This is a genomic window from Lutibacter sp. HS1-25, from assembly GCF_004121075.1.
Classification (GTDB): domain Bacteria; phylum Bacteroidota; class Bacteroidia; order Flavobacteriales; family Flavobacteriaceae; genus Lutibacter.
Genome location: NZ_RHLN01000043.1, coordinates 72222 through 92771 on the forward strand (window position 1 = coordinate 72222; position 20550 = coordinate 92771).

Annotated in this window: 17 protein-coding genes; 4 read left to right on the top strand and 13 right to left on the bottom strand. The window is 30.0% G+C overall.

Annotation, left to right across the window (positions count from 1 at the left end; translation table 11 throughout):
* Nucleotides 1–71: 71 nt before the first annotated feature.
* Together gldG and EC396_RS11610 are read right to left on the bottom strand one after the other, a co-directional pair.
* Complete coding sequence (gene gldG / locus EC396_RS11605; protein WP_129366856.1) at nucleotides 72–2423, bottom strand: gliding motility-associated ABC transporter substrate-binding protein GldG; 2352 nt, start codon at nucleotides 2421–2423, stop codon at nucleotides 72–74.
* A 116-nt stretch (nucleotides 2424–2539) separates the two neighbouring features.
* Nucleotides 2540–3370 carry an S-adenosyl-l-methionine hydroxide adenosyltransferase family protein gene (locus EC396_RS11610; RefSeq protein ID WP_129366857.1) on the bottom strand — a complete coding sequence of 277 codons (831 nt, stop codon included), beginning with the start codon at nucleotides 3368–3370 and terminating at the stop codon, nucleotides 2540–2542.
* A gap of 178 nt (nucleotides 3371–3548) precedes the next feature.
* Between EC396_RS11610 and EC396_RS11615 the strand changes: the two genes are divergently transcribed.
* Both EC396_RS11615 and EC396_RS11620 read left to right on the top strand, forming a co-directional pair.
* Entirely contained in the window at nucleotides 3549–4502 is a 954-nt protein-coding gene (locus EC396_RS11615; protein WP_129366858.1) for a PhoH family protein, read from the top strand.
* Nucleotides 4503–4656: 154 nt separating this feature from the next.
* A complete protein-coding gene (locus EC396_RS11620; RefSeq protein WP_129366859.1) occupies nucleotides 4657–5607 on the top strand; it encodes a phosphoribosylaminoimidazolesuccinocarboxamide synthase in 951 nt (316 codons plus the stop codon).
* 65 nt (nucleotides 5608–5672) lie between these two features.
* Here the strand turns inward: EC396_RS11620 and EC396_RS11625 are convergent, their stop codons facing one another.
* The 3 genes from EC396_RS11625 to EC396_RS11635 all read right to left on the bottom strand — a co-directional run bounded on the left by EC396_RS11625 (nucleotide 5673) and on the right by EC396_RS11635 (nucleotide 9815).
* Nucleotides 5673–6116, bottom strand: coding sequence for a hypothetical protein (locus EC396_RS11625; RefSeq protein ID WP_129366860.1), 444 nt, complete (start codon nucleotides 6114–6116; stop codon nucleotides 5673–5675).
* A gap of 80 nt (nucleotides 6117–6196) precedes the next feature.
* Complete coding sequence (gene yidC, locus EC396_RS11630; RefSeq protein ID WP_129366861.1) at nucleotides 6197–8092, bottom strand: membrane protein insertase YidC; 1896 nt, start codon at nucleotides 8090–8092, stop codon at nucleotides 6197–6199.
* A gap of 109 nt (nucleotides 8093–8201) precedes the next feature.
* Nucleotides 8202–9815 (bottom strand): CTP synthase, encoded by a 1614-nt coding sequence (locus EC396_RS11635; RefSeq protein WP_129366862.1) that lies wholly within the window; start codon nucleotides 9813–9815, stop codon nucleotides 8202–8204.
* Between the two features lie 335 nt (nucleotides 9816–10150).
* On the opposite strand from EC396_RS11635, the gene rpmH reads away from it, so the two are divergent.
* Together rpmH and carB are read left to right on the top strand one after the other, a co-directional pair.
* Nucleotides 10151–10312, top strand: coding sequence for a 50S ribosomal protein L34 (rpmH, locus tag EC396_RS11640; RefSeq protein WP_090221690.1), 162 nt, complete (start codon nucleotides 10151–10153; stop codon nucleotides 10310–10312).
* Nucleotides 10313–10454: 142 nt separating this feature from the next.
* A complete protein-coding gene (carB, locus tag EC396_RS11645) occupies nucleotides 10455–13307 on the top strand; it encodes a carbamoyl-phosphate synthase large subunit (RefSeq protein WP_129366863.1) in 2853 nt (950 codons plus the stop codon).
* 99 nt (nucleotides 13308–13406) lie between these two features.
* Here carB and EC396_RS11650 read toward each other — a convergent pair whose 3' ends face one another.
* The 8 genes from EC396_RS11650 to EC396_RS11685 are packed head-to-tail and all read right to left on the bottom strand — an operon-like array spanning nucleotide 13407 to nucleotide 20547.
* Nucleotides 13407–14213, bottom strand: coding sequence for a 1-acyl-sn-glycerol-3-phosphate acyltransferase (locus EC396_RS11650; RefSeq protein ID WP_129366864.1), 807 nt, complete (start codon nucleotides 14211–14213; stop codon nucleotides 13407–13409).
* Nucleotides 14214–14258: 45 nt separating this feature from the next.
* The gene (locus EC396_RS11655) at nucleotides 14259–14894 is read right to left on the bottom strand and encodes a CoA pyrophosphatase (RefSeq protein ID WP_370276484.1); all 636 of its coding nucleotides are present in this window, start codon (nucleotides 14892–14894) and stop codon (nucleotides 14259–14261) included.
* Nucleotides 14881–15504, bottom strand: a complete 624-nt coding sequence (locus EC396_RS11660) for a trimeric intracellular cation channel family protein (protein WP_129366865.1) — start codon at nucleotides 15502–15504, stop codon at nucleotides 14881–14883. Before EC396_RS11660 ends, EC396_RS11655 begins: the two co-directional genes overlap by 14 nt.
* 50 nt (nucleotides 15505–15554) lie before the next feature.
* The gene (gene ppgK / locus EC396_RS11665) at nucleotides 15555–16298 is read right to left on the bottom strand and encodes a polyphosphate--glucose phosphotransferase (RefSeq protein WP_129366866.1); all 744 of its coding nucleotides are present in this window, start codon (nucleotides 16296–16298) and stop codon (nucleotides 15555–15557) included.
* 30 nt (nucleotides 16299–16328) lie between these two features.
* A complete protein-coding gene (locus tag EC396_RS11670) occupies nucleotides 16329–16982 on the bottom strand; it encodes an alpha/beta hydrolase (protein WP_129366867.1) in 654 nt (217 codons plus the stop codon).
* Between the two features lie 7 nt (nucleotides 16983–16989).
* On the bottom strand, nucleotides 16990–17316 hold the full coding sequence (locus EC396_RS11675; protein ID WP_129366868.1) for a DUF4870 domain-containing protein: 327 nt from the start codon (nucleotides 17314–17316) through the stop codon (nucleotides 16990–16992).
* A gap of 25 nt (nucleotides 17317–17341) precedes the next feature.
* Nucleotides 17342–18595: a dihydroorotase family protein gene (locus EC396_RS11680; RefSeq protein WP_129366869.1), complete on the bottom strand. Its 1254-nt coding sequence runs from the start codon at nucleotides 18593–18595 to the stop codon at nucleotides 17342–17344.
* A complete protein-coding gene (locus tag EC396_RS11685; protein WP_129366870.1) occupies nucleotides 18592–20547 on the bottom strand; it encodes a BatA domain-containing protein in 1956 nt (651 codons plus the stop codon). The genes EC396_RS11680 and EC396_RS11685 overlap by 4 nt, the downstream gene beginning before the upstream one ends.
* Between the last annotated feature and the right edge of the window lie 3 nt (nucleotides 20548–20550).

Genomic DNA, 20550 nt, shown 5'->3' on the forward strand with positions numbered 1-20550 from the left:
GTTTTTAAACTAGGCTGAATTTACTTTTGTAATAATTTTTAACAATTATTTATGAAGTATTTTTGAAAAAATTATTGGTATTTTTTCTTTCTTAAGAAGTTGAAAGTCAGTCCGAAAATTAAAAGAAGTACCAAAGGAAAAACAATGTTTATAAGTTGCCATTTACCCGATTCTTCAAAAGCTTTTTGTTTGTTTAAAAAGTTGATTTTTATTGTTTTTGAACGAATATTAATCAGCCCAGTATCGTCTAAAAGGTAATTTACAGAATTCAATAAAAATTCTTTATTTCCATAACGTTGATTGGTCCATTTATTAACGCCTAATTCAAGAGGTTTTCCTTTTGAAATTTCGTTTGAAATAATATCTCCATCAGCAATTACAATCATTTTTGTAGGCTTGCTAATGTCTTTAAAATTTGTTTGAAATGGTTTAATTCGCCCTGAATAAGCCGATTTAAAATTGCCTTCTAATAAAACGCCAATAGGTTGATTTCCATCGTTGTATTCATTTTGGTTTGGTTGAACTGCAATAGACTTTAGCGCTACAATTGTTGGTGTACCTTCGGGTATAGAAAAAGGTGAACTTTGTAATAAAATTGTTTTTTGAATGCCGTTTTTTAAGGTATCTATACTATTTGCAAATTTTAAATTTACAGCTTCAATATTGTTGTTTATAGGATGATTGTTTTGCGAATTTACCAAAGGGTAATATTTCCAAGGAAATTGATTGAATTGTGTTTGATTTCCAATATTTCCGGTTGCTAACGGAATTTCAGAGCTGTTTAAATCAGTAATTAAATTATAGTTAATTCGTACGCCATAATTAAAAAATAAATCGGTTAAAGCCAAGTCTCTTGGGTAAGCCAATGCTTCGCCAGTATTCATTAAACTATCCAATTCGGCTTGTACATTGTCTATTAACCACAATGTTTTTCCGCCTTTCATTGTAAACTGATCAAGGGTAAACTTTTCTTCTTCACTAAATTTTTCGGTAGGTTTGGCAATAATTGCTAAATCATAATTTAAAATTTCTTGAAGTGTTTTTTGAGCCTGTGTTTTTACAGAATCTAAGGTAAATGGCGCTAAAAAATAGTATTGGTTTAAAGTGCGTAAAAAGTCGGCTATATAAATGTCATCTAATTCGCCATTTCCTTTTATGATGGCAATTTTTTTTGATTTTTGAGTCGTTATTTTTTGAATTGCATTTGCAAAAGCATACTCTAAATTCTGAATAGAACTTTCTAACTGTTCGTTTTGGGAATTGGCAAAAATATCTTTTAACAACGAAATATTTTCGGTCTTATTTTTATAATTGATTACTGCGTAAGGGAAAATTACAATTTCAGAAAGTTTTCCATTTTCTTGAATTTGTAGGCTGCTTGGTTCTAATCCAGATTTTATTAATTCTTCAGCAATATTTTCAGGATTTATAAATTTAAAATGAATGTTATTGTTTATATTTTTTAACTCTTCTAAATGTAGTTTTGTTTCGGTTTGAAGTCTTTTAAATTCCGCAGGAAAATCACCTTGCAAATACACATTTACAGTAAGTATATCGTTAATATTATTTAAAGTATTTTTAGTTGCATCAGCTAAAGTATAACGGTGATCTTCGGTTAAATCAAAGCGTTTGTAATATTGTGAAGCGCTATAGTTTAAAAGAATTAAACCTAAAAAAACAATCGCTATTTTAGTGTAGTTTATGGTTTCGCTTTTAATTTTGAATTGCGTAATAAACAAAAAGAAAAAGGTAATAGAAGCAAAATAAATTAAGTCGCTTGTATCAAGTACACCTTTGCTAATACTGTTAAAATGTGCACTCATTCCAAGTTGAGCGATATCTAAATTTTGAAATTGTTGAATAGTATTGAGTGCTTCAAAACCATAAAATAGAAAAAACGAAAGCATTGCCCCAATAATAAAAGAAACAATTTGATTTTTTGAAATAGTTGATGAAAAAACGCCAATGGCTGTATAAGCACTAACTAAAAATAGTAGCCCTAAAAATGATCCGATGGTGGTTCCAAAATTAATGTTTCCAACAGGGTTTCCTAATTGGTAAATACTATAAATATAAATTAAAGTTGGCGATATGGCTAAAATTGCCAAGATAAGCGCACCAAAATATTTACCAGTAATAAGTTGCCAAATTGTGATGGGTTTTGTTTTTAAAATTTCAATGGTACCTGTGTTAATTTCATCCGAAAAACTGCGCATTGTTATGGCAGGAATTAAAAAAATAAAAATCCAAGGTGCTAAAAAAAAGTAACTGTTTAAATCTGCAAATCCAGCATGTAAAATATTAAAATCACCTTTAAAAATCCATAAAAAAAGTCCGTTAATTATCAAATAAACTGCAATTACCAAGTAAGCAATTGGAGAGGAGAAAAACGAATTAAGTTCTTTTTTTAATATGGAAAACATTGATTTTTATTTAATTATGTGATCTTATTTTATGTTTTAATTTTTGAAGGTATCTTTAGAAAAGACTTTTTTTATAATTTATTTTTACAATTCGTATCAACATTTATTGAAGCTTTTTATGAGAATTTAATTGAAATTACATCGCGATAATTTAAGCCTAGAAGCGTTGATGCACCACCAACGGTATCTAAATTACTACGGTAAATAGCAATTTCAAGGTAGTTAGCCGAATTAAAAATAGCCATTTTGCTACCATCTTTTTGTCGTTGCTCTTTTGGTAGGGTAAAATCAACAATATCACTGTATTTTTTATTAATTTTATTAAACTTATAGCTATTGGCGGCAATCTCAAATTCACGTCCTTTGCCAATTTCTTGAAATAATTTTTTAGTAACATTACAAATTACGTTGCCATAATTATCAATATAAATAACATTACCCAAAATGGTTGAATTGTCGTTAGAAATAGTTGGTTGTAATTCTACTATTTTAGTGTATTTGGTAATTGGTTTTCCAATAACTTCTAAAGTTCCACCTCTGGCAATATGGCAGGCTACTTTTACAAAAACATCCATAACAGGAAAACTCGTCTCAACTCTGTCGTGTATATTAATTTCAACAATTTTTTCAGGATTTATATCTGAAGCCAACAATGAAATAATGCCATTATCTGGACAAATAAAATAATGGTTGTCTAAAAATATAGCAATATGTTTGTTTTCTGAAGTTAATTCAGAATCTACACCAATAATATGTATGCTTCCATCAGGAAAACTTTTGTAAGCATTTTTTAAAATATAGGCAGTTTCAGGAATGTTAAATGGCGAAATTTGATGCGATATATCAACAATTCTTGCTGTAGACAATTCACTGTAGATAGTGCCTTTTATGGCTCCAACAAAGTGGTCTTTTGTCCCAAAATCAGTAGTTAGTGTAATTATTGACATATAAAATAGCTAAGAATTCTTTTAAAAAAGCAATTTTTAAGCACTTAATAAAATGTTTAAAACTTATTGGTTAAGCATTAAATATTGTTAAATGTTATATTTAAATTTGTTTACAAATCTAATCAATTATTCGGTTATTTTGAAGACAATTTTTATATAAACCTAACACTTTTATCATTTGAACGAACGCCTGATTGAACTAACTGATATTAATCCAAATGACTTGTTTGGAACGCAAAATGTTAATATTGAAATTTTGCAAAAATTTTATCCAAAACTTAAAATTGTAGCCCGAGGAACCAATTTAAAAGCTTTTGGCGAGCCTGAAATTTTAGATGAATTTGAAAAAAGGTTGGATATGCTTATTAGATATTTTAATAAGTATAATAAATTGGACGAAAATAGTATTGAGCGCATTTTAATGTTAAATGGTAACGAACAAAAAAATGCAAAATTGAATGACGATGTTTTGGTACATGGTGTAAGTGGAAAATTAATAAAAGCTCAAACTATCAATCAGCGTAATATGGTTGAAAAAATGGCAAAAAATGATATGCTTTTTGCTATTGGTCCTGCAGGTACAGGTAAAACATATACAGCTGTTGCATTGGCAGTAAAAGCACTGAAAGAAAAAGAGGTAAAGAGAATTGTTTTAACACGTCCGGCTGTAGAATCAGGTGAAAATTTAGGTTTTTTACCAGGAGATTTAAAGGAAAAACTAGACCCTTACATGCAACCTTTATATGATGCTTTAAGAGATATGATACCCTTTGAACGATTGGATTCGTATATTGAAAAAGGAATTATAGAGATTGCGCCTTTGGCTTTTATGCGTGGTAGAACGCTAGACAATGCTTTTGTAATTTTAGACGAAGCTCAAAATACAACTCATAGTCAAATGAAAATGTTTTTAACGCGTATGGGTAAAAGTGCTCGATTTGTAATTAACGGTGATCCTGGGCAAATTGATTTACCAAGGCGTCAAATTTCAGGTTTAAAAGAGGCTATTCTTACTTTAAAGGATATAAAAGGAATTGCATTTGTTTATTTTGACGATAAAGATGTGATTAGACATAAATTGGTTAAAGAAATTATTTCAGCATATAAAAACCTGGAAATAGGAGATGAGTAAATTAATTAATAGTTAACAATTAACAATTAAAAATGAATAATGGATAATGAATAATTAGGAGTGAATTAAAAGTCTGTTATAGCTTTACAACTTCTAAATTCTAATATCTCACTTCTCATATAAATATATAATTAAACGATTACAAAATAATAAGATGAGCAATACAATCAACAATACAAATTTTAATTTTCCCAATCAAAAATCGGTTTACAAAGGAAAAGTTAGGGAAGTTTATAACTTAAACGATGAACTTTTGGTAATGATCGCATCAGATAGGCTTTCGGCTTTTGATGTGGTAATGCCAAAACAGATTCCATTTAAAGGACAAATTTTAAATCAGATTGCTGCTAAAATGATGGATGCAACCAAAGATATTGTTCCAAACTGGATTATTTCAATTCCAGATCCAAATGTTGCAATAGGGCATATGTGTGATCCTTTTAAAGTTGAAATGGTTATTAGAGGTTATTTATCAGGTCACGCTGCACGTGAATATAAATTAGGAAAAAGAGTATTGTGTGGTGTTTCAATGCCTGATGGTTTAAAAGAAAATGACAAATTTCCTGAACCAATTATTACACCTTCAACAAAAGCAGATAATGGTGAACATGATGAAGATATTTCAAAAGAAGCGATTTTGGCAAAAGGGATTGTTTCTAAAGATGATTATGAAGTTTTAGAAAAATATACAAGAGCATTGTTTGCGCGTGGTACTGAAATTGCAGCCGAGCGTGGTTTGATTTTAGTTGACACAAAATACGAATTTGGAAAAACAAAAGATGGTAAAATTGTGTTGATTGATGAAATTCATACACCAGATTCTTCTCGTTATTTTTATGCTGATGGTTATGCTGAAAGACAACAAAAAGGGGAGGCTCAAAAACAATTGTCTAAAGAATTTGTGCGTCAGTGGTTAATTGAAAATGGCTTTCAAGGAAAAGATGGGCAAGTTGTTCCTGAAATGAATGAAGCTAAAATCAATGAAATTTCAGATAGATACATTGAATTGTATGAGAAAATTACTGGTGAAAATTTTGTAAAATCGGATGTAAGTAATATTTCAGAAAGAATAGAAAAAAATGTGCTTTCGTTTTTAAACGCTTAGCATAATATTTTTTTCAAAATATTTTAAATTCTTGTTGTGACTTTTTTAAGTTGTAACAAGAATTTTTATTTTGTAATGGAATCAGATAAAGTTTCAATAATTTCTTTAATCTCGGTATTATTTGAATTTGGTATTTTTAACCAACTCAGTGCTTTTTCATCTGTTGAAAAAATTTCTAGTTTTATTGAAGGGTCTTTTTGCATTAATTTGTACATAGTAGCAGACACTACTTGGCTTGGAGTGTTGGTTATTATAGCTACATTTCTTTTTCCAAATAAGCTGGCATTGCTTTCAATATAGCTGGCAAAACGAGAGATATGAGCTGCCTCAATTTCAAAATGTACTTTTTTGAAATTTAAAAAATAATTCATATTTGCCTTAAATAATGGATCTTTAATTAGTGATTCTTTAAATTTGACATAAGCCCCAGCATTTAAAACACCTTCATGAATTTCAATAATTAAATTGAAATCTGTTAAAATTTTATAGGCACTCTTCAGTTTTGACATTTGAATAATTTAAAAAACGAAGTTAAAAAAAAACGTTCCAAAAAATAATTTTGGAACGTTTTTTTAATGTAAAGTAGAAGTTATTTTTTCTTTTTTTGCTTTTCTTGTTGTTCTTGCGCTTGTTTCATAGCTTCATTTAAACGCTTTCTAAACTTACCTTCTTTTTTAGGTTTCTTTTTGTTTTCTTGAATTTTAGCGTGGATCTTTTCTTCATCAATAATGTAATGTTTGATAATTAACATAATTGTGATAGTTAATAAGTTAGAAACAAAGTAATACAAACTTAAACTACTCGCATACATGTTGAAGAAAATTAACATCATTATAGGTGATAAATACATCATCATTTTCATCATTTTCTGCATATCAGGCATACCTTCTTGTGTAGGTTGCTGCATATTCATTTGCTGACTTTGACTCATTTTCATATAAAAGAAAATTGCTACAGATGCTAAAATAGGGAACAAACTAATGTGAGATCCATACATTGGTATATGAAAAGGAAGTTCAAAAACAGAATCGTATGAAGATAAATCATCGGCCCATAAAAATTGCTTTTGACGTAAATCTATATTTGCAGGGAAAAATTTAAACAATGCAAAGAAAACAGGCATTTGTAACAATGCTGGAATACAACCCGAAAGAGGGCTTACACCGGCTTTACTTTGTAGTGCCATTGTTTCTTGTTGGCGTTTCATTGCGTTTTCCTTACCTGGTAAACGGTTGTTAATTTCTTCCATTTCAGGTTTTAAAACCTTCATTTTTGCACTTGACACATATGATTTATAAACCAGAGGAGACATTATAATTCTAACAACAATAGTCATAAGAATTATGATTAAACCGTAGTTACCTATAAAACCTTGTAAAAAATTAAATACAGGAATAAATAAATACCTGTTTAAGAAACCAAAAATACCCCAGCCTAAATTTACAACAGCTTTAATATTGCGGTCGTATTGTTTTAATATTTCGTAATCATTTGGTCCAATATACCAATTCATATTGTAGTTAAGTTCACCGCCTTCTAAAGCAAGAGGGGCTTTTAACGTAAAAGCTTTGGTAAATGTAGTATCAACTTCTTCATCAATAGACAATGTAGAAGAAGTTAATTTTGCTGTTTTGAAAGCTTCATCGGTAATTAAAATAGTTGAGAAAAAGTGTTGCTTATAAGCAACCCAATTTACGTCACTTTCTTCAGTATCGTCTTCTTTACCTACAGAAAGGTAATCAATATCTTCATCTCCTTTTTCAAAATAGGTTTCAGTTTGTTGGTTTTCATAACGAATACTTTTTTCATGACTGTAAGCGTCTAAATTCCAATCTAAAGTTATAGGTTGATTGCCGTTAATGTATTGATTTAAACCTTGTGAACGTAAGTTAAAGTCAACCATGTATTCACCTGGTTTTATAACATAGCGATACTCTAAATATTGAGAGCTAGATACTTTTAATTTCATAGAAAGTACCTGGTTTTCACCATCTTTAGAAAAACTAGGTTCAAAAAAGAGATCTTGTGTATTTAATGTTCTGTTGTCAGAGGTATTAAAATGAATGTTAAAAGACGCATTGTTGTCTTTTATCATATACAAAGGTAAAGAATCGTAAGTAACGTGTTTTTTTAGTAAAGCTTCTTTTATTTGTCCACCTTTATTAGATATGGTTAATTTAAGTACATCATTTTCTAAAACTGTTTCTGCATCAGCTAAAGTAGCAGAATATGCAAATGCTCCAAGTTGAGCTTGTGCTTTAGCAATTGATAAAGAGTCTGTTGCTTGGATGGCAATTTCAGTAGTATTTTCACCATTTTGAATTGTAATGGCTTCATTTTCTTTTTGTACTTGCTCAGTTTTTGCTTTTTTCTCTGCAGCTAATTCTTCTGGAGTAGGTTGGTTGGTGTACATCCACCAAATCATAATAGCTCCTAATAATACAAAACCTATTAATGAATTAAAATCGAATTTTTTTTCTTCCATGTGTTTGTTTAAAATGTCAATTTGTCATATGCTTATTTAAAAACTTCTAAAAAGCACGACAAATGTACTAATTGTAACGATATATTTAATTTTTTATAATGATAGACTATTAAAGCAAAGAGTGTTCCAAAGCAGCTTTTACAAAATCTACAAATAAAGGGTGTGGATTTAATACCGTACTTTTATATTCTGGATGGTATTGTACACCAACAAACCATGGATGTGATGGTATTTCAACAACTTCAACCAAATCGGTTTTTGGATTTTTACCAGTGGCAATCATTCCTGCTTTTTCAACAGCTTCTAAATACGAGCTGTTAAATTCATATCTATGTCTGTGTCTTTCGCTAATCAATTCCTTTTTGTAAATATTTGCTATTTTACTATTTTTTAATAACTGACAATCCCAAGCACCTAAACGCATTGTGCCACCATAATTGGTAATACTTTTTTGCTCTTCCATTAAGTCAATTACAGGGTTTTGAGTTTCAGAATCCATTTCGTTTGAATTGGCATCTTTTAAACCAAGAACGTTTCTTGAAAATTCGATAACAGCCATTTGCATTCCTAAACAAATTCCAAAGAAAGGAATGTTGTTTTCACGGGCATATCTTACAGCTTCAATTTTACCGTCAATACCACGTTCTCCAAAGCCAGGAGCAACTAAAATACCGTTTAAGTTTTTTAATTTTCTTGGTACGTTTGTAGCAGTTAAATCTTCAGAATGAATCCAGTTAATGTTAACTTTTACTTCATTTTGAGCGCCCGCATGAATAAATGCTTCAGAGATAGATTTGTAAGCATCATGTAATTCAACATATTTACCAATCAAACCTATTTCAACAGTATGTTTAGGGTTTTTAAATTTAGTTAAAAACTCATTCCAAACTTTTAACTCAGGTTGTTTGTCTATAGGAAGTTGAAATTTTTTCAATACAACTTTATCCAAACCTTCTCCAAGCATTAAAACAGGTACGTCGTAAATAGTTTTAGCGTCAATAGATTCAATTACATCTTCTTCTTTAACATTGCAAAACAATGCTAATTTTCTTTTTATAGAATCTGAAATTTCATGTTCAGTTCTACAAACTAAAATATCTGGACTCACACCACTTTGCATTAACATTTTAACAGAGTGTTGTGTTGGTTTTGTTTTTAACTCACCAGCAGCAGCCAAATATGGCACCAATGTTAAATGAATTACAATGGCATTTTCATGACCTAGTTCCCAAAGTAATTGACGAACAGATTCTACATAAGGCAGTGATTCTATATCTCCAACAGTTCCTCCAATTTCGGTAATTACAATGTCAAATTCGCCTGTATTACCTAATAATTGGATACGCTCTTTAATTTCATCAGTAATATGAGGAATTACCTGAACTGTTTTCCCTAAAAACTCACCTTTACGCTCTTTATCTATTACAGATTGGTAAATTCTACCAGTAGTAACGTTATTTGCTTGTGAAGTTGGTATGTTTAAAAAACGTTCGTAGTGACCAAGGTCTAAATCAGTTTCAGCACCATCATCAGTAACATAACATTCACCATGTTCGTACGGATTTAATGTTCCTGGGTCTATATTAATGTATGGATCTAATTTTTGAATGGTTACAGTGTAGCCTCTTTCTTGTAATAATTTTGCTAAGGATGCTGCTATAATTCCTTTTCCAAGTGAAGAAGTAACGCCTCCAGTTACAAAAACATATTTCGTATTTTTCATTATTCGTAGGTTTGGGCAAAAGTACTAAAGCTAATTTAGTTTACAAAAGGAAACTTAAAAAGTTTGAAAGAAGAAAAATATTAGTTTTTTTTGAAAAAATATTTTGAAATGTTTTTAAAGTTAATTTTATCAAATTCAGTTACTTAAAGTGTTTGTAGAGGTGAGAATGGCACTTTTAAAAGTCGCTTTTGGGGATAAAAGAATAATATTTTGATTTTTTTTTTATTTCTATTTGCCAAAAACAAAAGTAATTGTATATTTGCCAACGCTTTTAAGGAGAGTACTTCTTATAAAAAAGCACTAAACAGAAACACGATTTTTTAAAGATATTTATAATGAGTAAAAGAACTTATCAGCCGTCAAAAAGAAAGAGAAGAAATAAACACGGATTTAGAGAGCGTATGGCTTCTGCTACTGGTAGAAAGGTGTTGGCTAGAAGAAGAGCAAAAGGTAGAAAGAGAATTAGTGTTTCTTCAGATCCTAGACCAAAAAAATAATGAAACATTAGTTTTATATATTGAGGTGTTACTTTTAACCAGTAACACCTTTTTTTATGTTTTTTTAATAAGTTTTGAAAACTTATTTTTATAAAAAACGGATTTTTATAGATATTTACAAAATTTTATTTAACACAAAAGAATGCCTAAAAACAAAAACATTAAGTCGATTTTGATAATTGGTTCAGGTCCAATTATTATTGGTCAAGCGTGTGAATTTGATTATTCTGGTTCGCAAGCTATTAGATCGTTAAAAGAAGAAGGAATTGAAGTAACATTGATAAACTCTAATCCAGCTACCATTATGACAGACCCGTCATTGGCTGATAACGTTTATTTAAAACCTTTAACTACAAAATCTATTATTGAAATTTTACAAATGCACCCAAACATTGATGCTGTTTTACCTACAATGGGTGGACAAACTGCATTAAACTTATGTATTGAGGCAGATGATAAAGGTATTTGGGAAGATTTTAATGTTGAATTAATAGGTGTTGATATTGATGCCATAAACATTACAGAAGATCGCGAACAATTTAGACAGTTAATGATTAAAATTGGTGTTGGTCAGGCGCCATCAACAACTGCTACTTCGTTTTTAAAAGGAAAAGAAATTGCACAAGAATACGGTTTTCCGTTGGTAATTCGTCCTTCATTTACTTTGGGTGGTTTTGGAGCTTCAATAGTATATGATAAAAAAGATTTTGATGAATTGTTAAGTAGAGGTTTAGAAGCTTCTCCAATTCACGAAGTAATTATTGATAAAGCTTTACTTGGCTGGAAAGAATACGAATTAGAGTTGTTGAGAGATAGTAACGACAATGTTGTTATTATTTGTACTATTGAAAATATGGATCCTATGGGAATTCATACTGGAGATTCAATTACGGTAGCTCCAGCTATGACTTTAAGCGATAAAACTTTTCAAAGAATGCGTGATATGGCAATCCATATGATGCGTTCTATTGGTGATTTTGCAGGTGGATGTAACGTTCAGTTTGCTGTAAGTCCTGATGAAAAAGAAGATATTATTGCTATTGAAATCAATCCGCGTGTATCTCGTTCTTCAGCATTGGCTTCAAAAGCAACAGGATATCCTATTGCAAAAATTGCAGCTAAACTAGCAATTGGTTATAATTTAGATGAATTAAATAACCAAATTACAAAAACAACTTCAGCATTATTTGAGCCAACATTAGATTATGTTATTGTAAAAATACCACGTTGGAACTTTGATAAATTTGAAGGAGCAGATAGAACAGTTGGTTTGCAAATGAAATCTGTTGGTGAAGTAATGGGAATTGGACGTTCGTTTCAAGAAGCATTGCACAAAGCAACGCAATCTTTAGAAATTAAACGCAATGGTTTAGGTGCAGATGGAAAAGGTGAAAGAGATTATGATACCATTATTCAAAAATTAACTTACCCAAGCTGGGATAGGGTTTTTGTAATTTATGATGCTATTCAAATTGGAATTCCATTAAGTAGAATCCACGAAATTACCAAAATTGATATGTGGTATCTAAAACAATACGAAGAGTTATTGGCTTTAGAAAATGAAATTTCTTCTCATAAATTAGAATCTCTTTCATACGAATTGTTGTTAGAAGCTAAACAAAAAGGTTTTGCCGACAGACAAATTGCACATATGTTAGATTGTTATGAAAGTGAAGTGAAAGCTAAAAGAACAGCTTTAGATATCAATCGTGTTTATAAATTGGTTGATACTTGTGCTGCAGAATTTAGTGCTCAAACTCCTTATTACTATTCAACTTTTGAAAATAAAATGATTAGCCCTGAAGGGGTAAGTAAATCAGACAACGAAAGTGTAGTAACCGACAGAAAGAAAATAATCGTATTAGGTTCTGGGCCAAATAGAATTGGACAAGGAATTGAATTTGATTACTGCTGTGTTCACGGAGTTTTAGCAGCTAGAGAGGCTGGTTATGAAACTATTATGATTAACTGTAATCCAGAAACTGTTTCAACAGATTTTGATACTGCTGATAAATTATATTTTGAGCCTGTTTTTTGGGAACATATATATGACATTATTGAACACGAAAAACCAGAAGGTGTAATTGTTCAGTTAGGTGGTCAAACTGCTTTAAAGTTAGCTGAAAAATTAGACAAATGGGGTGTTAAAATTATAGGAACAAGTTTTGAAGCTTTGGATTTAGCTGAAGACAGAAAACGTTTCTCAGAGTTATTGGTAGATTTAGAAATACCTTTCCCTAAATACGGAACAGCTACTACAGCTGATGAAGCAGCTGAAATTGCTGATAATTTAGATTTTCCAATTTTAGTTCGTCCTTCTTATGTGTTGGGTGGACAAGGAATGAAAATTGTAATCAACAAAGAAGAATTAGAAAAGCACGTTGTAGATTTATTAAGAAGTATTCCTAATAATATGCTATTGTTAGACCATTATTTAGATGGTGCTATTGAAGCTGAAGCTGATGCAATTTGTGACGGTGAAGATGTTTATATTATAGGTATTATGGAGCATATTGAACCTTGTGGTGTGCATTCTGGAGATTCTAATGCTACTTTACCTCCTTTTAACTTAGGTGAGTTTGTAATGCAACAAATTAAAGATCATACTAAAAAAATAGCTTTGGCTTTAAAAACAGTTGGATTAATCAATATTCAATTTGCAGTTAAAGATGATGTGGTTTATATTATTGAAGCAAACCCGAGAGCATCTCGTACGGTTCCATTTATTTCAAAAGCATACCAAGAGCCTTATGTTAATTTTGCAACCAAAGTAATGTTGGGTGTTAATAAAGTAAAAGATTTTACATTTAACCCTCAGTTAGAAGGTTATGCAATTAAGCAACCGGTATTTTCATTCAATAAATTCCCTAATGTAGATAAGAAGTTAGGACCTGAAATGAAATCTACAGGAGAAAGTATTTTGTTTATTGATTCTTTAAAAGATGATGCTTTTTATGAGTTATACTCTCGTAGAAAAATGTACTTGAATAAATAATTGATCATATTGAAAATAAAAAAATCCTAAATATTTAAATATTTAGGATTTTTTTTATTCCAACTTTAGGAAGAAAAACGAATTATAATGCTGGTTTTATTAACTCCAAAATTCTCGTTTCTTATTCAATTCATCTTCTTGTAATTTGTATTCTTCAGGTGAAATTACCTTTAAAAAAGAAGGATCCTGCTCTATTTCAAACTGAATTCTTTTTACAATTTCTTCAAAAGATTCGTTTTCATAGTCAATTTTCATAGGCTCTTTAATTACCATAGATTGTAAAACGTCTCTTTTTTTAATAATCAATCCTTTTTTATCAAACGATCTTCTAAAACCATCAATCACAATAGGTACAACAATTGGTTTGTAGGTTTTAATAATATGTGCTGTACCACGACGAATTGGTTTGAAAGGTGTTGTAGTACCTTGTGGAAAAGTAATAACCCAACCATCGTCTAAAGCTTTTTTGATATTACTTATGTCCGACATTTTTACTTGTCTTTTAATATCTTGACCTTTACTTCTCCAAGTTCGCTCAATTGAAATAGAACCAACATAAGCAAAAATCTTTGGTAAAAGTCCCGCTTTCATAGTTTCTGAAGCAGCAATATAGTAGATGTTTAATTTTGGATTCCAAATGTATCCAATGTTTTTAATGGTATCAACTCTACCTTTTAATGAGGCATTAAACACATGTAACATTGCCGCAACATCGGCAAAGTAAGTTTGATGGTTAGAAACAAAAAGTACATTTGTTTCGGGTAGGTTTCTAATAATTTCTGAACCTTCGATTTGAAGTTTATTAAAACGACGATAACGACCGTGCGAAACAACTCCAAAAAAGCGAATGAGCCATCTTTTTATAAATAATATGTGACCAAAAGGATTCCTTTTAAAAATAGGCATTGTAATGTATAGGGTTTGATTTTAAGCAAATTTACAGAAAATTTGTTACAATTTAAGGAATAAATCTTTAATCTCACTTAGCATCATAGCTGTAGCTCCCCAAACCACATAACCATTTAATTTAAAGCAAGGTGTGTCAATTTTACTTGCATATGAAGTTGATACGTTTTCTATAGAAATTGAAGCTTCATTTAAAAAATCGACTAGAGATACTTCAATTATAGTTGCTACTTCATGGTTTTTTTTAAAAATGGGTGTTTCTTGTGTGTAAGCTAAGTAAGGGTTTACTAAAAAATTACTAGGAGGGATGTAAACGGGGGTCATTTCTTTAAAAACCTGTATATTAGTTATGTTAATTCCAACTTCTTCATGCGCCTCACGCAATGCTGTAGCTTGTAGGTTAATATCATTTGTATCAACCTTGCCGCCAGGAAAACTTATTTGAGCGGCATGTGTACCTTTATAATTTGCCCTTTTTGTTAATAATATATGAGTTTGATTGTTAATATTTGGATAAAATAAAGCCAACACAGCCGCTGGTTTAGGGTTGTGTGCTTGTATAAGTTCTGCTGTAAGTCGTTTTCTTATTTTTGGAGCCAATTTAAATTGAGACTCTATACCGCCTAACGGGTTTACAGATAACTTTGGGATTAAAGATTTAAAACTGTTAAATTCCATCATCTTTTTTTGTGTAAAATGTAGGTAAAGATAAATGAAAAATGACAGCAATTAAGCGAATAGAAATTACAATTAATGAAGTTGAAATGTAAATAACATTGATATTGAAATTAAAATGATGCAATGTTAAAAATACCATAGATCCAAATACGCTGGCTGTAGCATAAATTTCTTTTCTAAAAATAATAGGTATTTCATTGCATAAAATATCTCTAATAACACCTCCAAAAGCCGCCGACATTGTTGCAATTGAAATAATAATAATTGGATGAAAGTTAGCTATTAAACCAATTTCTGTTCCCATAATGGTGTACAAACCAAGTCCAATTGTATCAAATAAAAGTAGTGATTTGTTGAGGTATTTTAATTTTTTTCTAAAAAATATTGAAAATATATAAGCGCCTATTATTAAAAAAATATACTCTATATTTTTCATCCAAAAAACAGGTTGAGCACCAATTAAAACATCTCTTAAAGTTCCGCCGCCTACTGATGTGGCAAAAGCAATAATAAATACGCCAAATGGGTCAAGTTTTTTGCGCATTGCAACTAGGGATCCAGAAATTGCAAATGCAAGAACACCCAAAATATCTAAAACATGAAATAATGTCATTGTTGTTTGGAATAAAAAGTATTAAAAAAAAGGTAAGTTAATTTAAATGGTTATTTAATTTCAAATTTAGCTGCCAGTGCTGCGCCAATAATACCAGCTTCATTTTCGGCTTCAGCAGCAACAATAGGTGTGTCTATTTTAATTAGTGATTTAAATTTTTCAATTTTTTTACTGATTCCTCCACCAACAATAAACAAATCTGGAGATAATAGTAAATTTACATGTTTAAAATACTCATTTAGTCGTTTTCCCCAATTTTTAAATGATAATTTTTCATTTTTCCGAATAGAGTCTGCACAATATTTTTCAAATACAATTCCGTCTTTGTTTAAAACATGGCCAAATTCTGTATTAGGAAGCAGTTTGCTATCTACAAATATTGCAGATCCAATGCCTGTGCCAAGAGTTATCATAATAATAACACCTTTTTTAGCTCTTCCGGCGCCAAAATTAATCTCAGCCAATCCAGCAGCATCAGCATCATTTACAATATAAAAATCATTGCCAGTTTTGTTTTTAAAAAGTTCATTTACAAGAACTCCTTTCCAATTTTCGTGTAAATTACCACCTGTTAAACATTTGCCATGTTGTAAAGGAGTTGGAAATCCGCAACCTACAATACCTGTCCATTTAAAATGTTTGATTTGTTTTTGAATGGTTGTAGCAACTGCTTCTGGTGTAGCTGGTTGAGGTGTTTTTAGGCGGTGTTTGTTAGAAATTAATTCTCCGGTTTCGGTATTTACTATAGCAGCTTTGATACCACTACCACCAACGTCAATTCCTAAAATTTCCATAATTATTGTATTTTATATTTACATGTTTTATTACATACGATCTTCAATCCATTTTTTAAAATCAAAAAAGTTTTTTGGTGCTACACCATGTCCAACCAAATATTCCTGATAACTGTTTTTTATATTTAATTGATTCAAAAACTCAGGTGCTTTATTGGCCCATTCAACAGGGATAACTTGGTCTACACTTCCGTGTGAAATAAAGAAATCTAATAATTTATAATCAGATTTTTCTAAATTTTCAGGTAACAATTCTGCATTTATATAGCCACTTAAAGCAATTACTTTTTGAATTGTTTTTGGGTAATTTAAAGCTACGGCATAACTTAAAATAGTTCCTTGACTAAATCCTAAAAGAAAAGTTTTTTCAGGAGAAATGTGGTATTTTTCCTGCACTTCAGTAATAAATTTATAAATAATATCTCTGGCTTTTATAGCTTCAGGGATGTCTGAAAACTTACCTTGAGTGCTGTTAAAATTTATGGTGTACCAAGAGTAACTTCCATAACCAAGTTCTTGTACGGCTCTTGCGCTAACAATTAATAAGTCTGAAGGTAATTCGTTGGCAAATGAAAACAAGTCTTCTTCATTACTTCCGTATCCGTGAAGCAATATAAGTAGTGAGGTATTTTCGTTAATTATTGCTGGTTTTTTTACAATGTACTTTAATGATAATTCTTCCATATATGTTTTAAGAGAGTCCTTTAAATAAATCTTGAAAAAGTTTGCCCAAAAGTGGAACTTCTTTTTCTTCACCTTTTAATGCGGCAAAACTACCTAAAATCCATAAAATAACTGTTGTAACTGCAATAATAAATCCTAAAGTATGATTCATATATTGAAATGCAAATCCAGCAGCTAAATTTAAAAGCAAAATACCAAATGATTGACGAATATGAAAAGATGTAAAAGGATTTTTATCTTTGTTATTCATGTAAATGGCAATTATCAATCCAAGCCAAAAAACATAAGAAATTACGGCCATTGTTTTACCTTCTTGTACAGTTTGATTTTGCATAATAATAGATTTTAGCGGTTATTAATTATAGTATTACTTTGTTATTTGCAATTATTCCATAAACTTTTCCATTCAGTTTTTTATCTATAAATATAGCATTTTTTGAGCTTGAAATGATATCTTTTTCGGTAAATTTATATTCAAATTCAGGGTTAAACAATGTTAAATTCGCTTTTTCACCTTCATTTATGGGTGAATTTTCGATATTAAATATTTTTTTCGGATTGATAGTTAAGCAGTTGATAAGGGTATCAATGGCTACTTTTTTGTTTAAAGCTCCAAACAAACTTTCTAAACCAATAGTACCAAATTTAGCACCAACATATTCCAAATTTTTATGTTCAATGTCTATAGGGTTGTGGTCGCTTGTAATAATGTCTATTACACCTTCATTTAAACCTTTTATCAAAGCTTTGTTATCTGTTTGGGTTCTTAATGGAGGTAATACTTTTGTGTTGGTATTGAAACTAAAAAGTTCACTATCTGTTAAAACTAAGTTGTGAGCAGCTACGCTACAGGTTACATTTAAGCCTTTATTTTTAGCGTCTTTAATTAGTTTTACCGATTTTTTTGTTGAAATGGTTGGGATGTGTAATTTACCACCTGTATATTCTAAAATAAACAAGTCTCTAGAAATTTGTAACTCTTCAGCCAAAGCAGGAATCCCTTTTAAACCTAATTTTGTGCTGTTTACTTCTTCATTTACCAAACCAGTTGTTGCAATAGCGTTGTCTTGCGGAAAACTCATTACCAAAGCATCAAAATTTTGGGCATAAAGCAATGCTATTTTTAATAAATTACCATTGTTTATGGCTATTTTATAATCTCCAAAAGCAATTGCGCCAGAGTTTTGCATATCGTATAACTCTGCCAAATCTTTGCTTTCGGCATTTTTAGTTAAACAACCAATTGGATATAATTTGGTTGCAAAACCTTCGGCCTTATTTTTTAGAAATTCAATGGTAGATTTATGGTCGGCTACTGGATTTGTATTTGGGTTTACTGCCACAGCGGTAAAACCACTTTTTGCGGCTGTATTTAAACCGTTTTCAATGGTTTCGCAATCTTCAAAACCGGGTTCTCCAAAACAAACACTTGTGTCAAACCAACCTTGTGAAATATGAAGGTTTTCTAGATTTATTTCTTTTATTGAATTGTTGGATTCTATAGAATTGGCAATTTTTGTAATGATACCGTTTTCAATTAAAATATCTTTTTTTTGTTGATGAAACGGACTGGATTTGTCAATAATTGTTGCAGCTTTTAAGAGTAGATTCATATTTTGAAATATTTTAATATCAGCATTTCAATGAACAAAAATAGGGCAGAAAATGCTAAAAACCATTTAAAAAGCCAATTGATTTCTTGTTCATTGTTAATTTCTTTAAAAATTTCATCAATAGACGATGAAATTGTTACATTTTCAGCTTCATTAACAAGTGAATTAATGTCTGTATAATTTAAATCACTTTCTTTTCTATCGTAATTAAATGCAATGGTTTTAAGTATGTTATTGTTGTTTAAAATAGTGTAAAATCCACTTTCAAGAATATTGTTTTCTAAATTTATAGTCACTTTATTTTGTGCTATTTTTTGAAGTGGAATAAACTCGCTACTACCATTTGAGATTTTTAAAACTTCATCTTTTTTAATGGTGGCTTTTATATCAAATGTTGTATTTGGACTTATGGTATAATATAGTTGATTGGTTTTTAAGCTGTTGGTGGCAAAGTTGTAAAATATGGGAACCATCAATGGAGATTGTATAAAATTAGAAACTTCAATATTTAAAGGTGAAGCAATCCAATAAACCTGACTGTTAAATGTATTGATAGCCGAGATAAATGGCTTTTTATTGTCTAAAGTTAAAATAGTTGAGCTAAAATTAAATTGTGTATCGAACCAGAAATTTGTTGTTGGATAATTAAAATTAGCTACTTTTTTTTCAAAAACGGTTGCAATTAACTGGTGCTCATAATTAATAGAAGTTATTTTGCGTTCAGTTTCAATGGCAGATTTAATTTTTCCAATTTTAAGCAAATTTAAAAATTGGTTGTACAAATTGATGTCTGTTTTTTTTGCAGGAATAATTGCAAAATGGCCTCCGTTTTGTAAAAATTCAATCAGAATTGTAGTTAGTTCATTTGGAATAATTTCAAGTTCATTTAAAACTATAAATTGCTGATTTTGTATGCTATTGTAATTTAAATTTTGAAGTGGAGTAGTGCTGTAATTAAATTCGTTTTCAGTATAAATTTTAGCTAAAAAATCACTTTCATTTCCAATATTTAAAACATTTATTTTTGAAGGTTTTGAAATGGAAAAATAAAAGTCGTTGTCAAATGTTAAGTTTGCATCTGTTAAAGAAATTCGACCATTAAATTTTAAAGTGTTTGGTATTGTAAAAGGGATTGTAATTGTATTGTTTTTATTAAATTTTGCCATTGTTTTTCCTATTAATTTGGCTTCTTCAAAAAGCGAAACAGGAACGTTTAATTCAGATTTTTCAACAGTTTTTACAATTGCATTCAGCGTAATTTCTTCAAAAGTAGTATTGCCAATGTAAACACTGTCTATATAAACATTGTTTTTATTAATGGGTGTTGTTTGTAAAAGTTTAAACTGAGAATTTAACTGAAATTCAGGTTTTGTATTGTTGTTTATTTGTTGAAAATCAGTGATTAATATGTTTTTATGAATGGTGTTTTTGTCTGTTGATTTTTGCTTGTTTAATTGAAGTAAAGCAAGGTTTAAATCAAAATGTTTAGATGAATATTGAATATTTATCAACTCGTTTTTTAAAGTTGCAGCATCTAAATTTTTAGCAGAAGTTGAATTTGTAAAAAGTGAAATTGGGTGATTTTGATTGGCGGTATTTTCAATTATTTTTTGAGCAACACTTTTTAACAATTCGCCTTGATCTCCTTTGGCTTGCATACTAAAAGAATTGTCTAAAAAAATAGCCGTACTAAAATTTTGTTGCGTTGTGTGTTTTGAAAAATAAGGTTGAGAAAATGCTAAAATTAAACAGGTTAAAGCAAGCATTCGGGTAGCCAATATCAACCATTTTTTTAATTGTGAACTTTTGCGCGTTTGTAGTGCTATTTTTTTTAAAAACTGAAGGTTGGTAAAAGGTACTTTTACAAATCGTTGTAATTGAAACAAATGAACTATTATCGGAATGATAAGTAGTAGTAATGCGTATAAAATTTCAGGGTATTTAAACTGCATTTT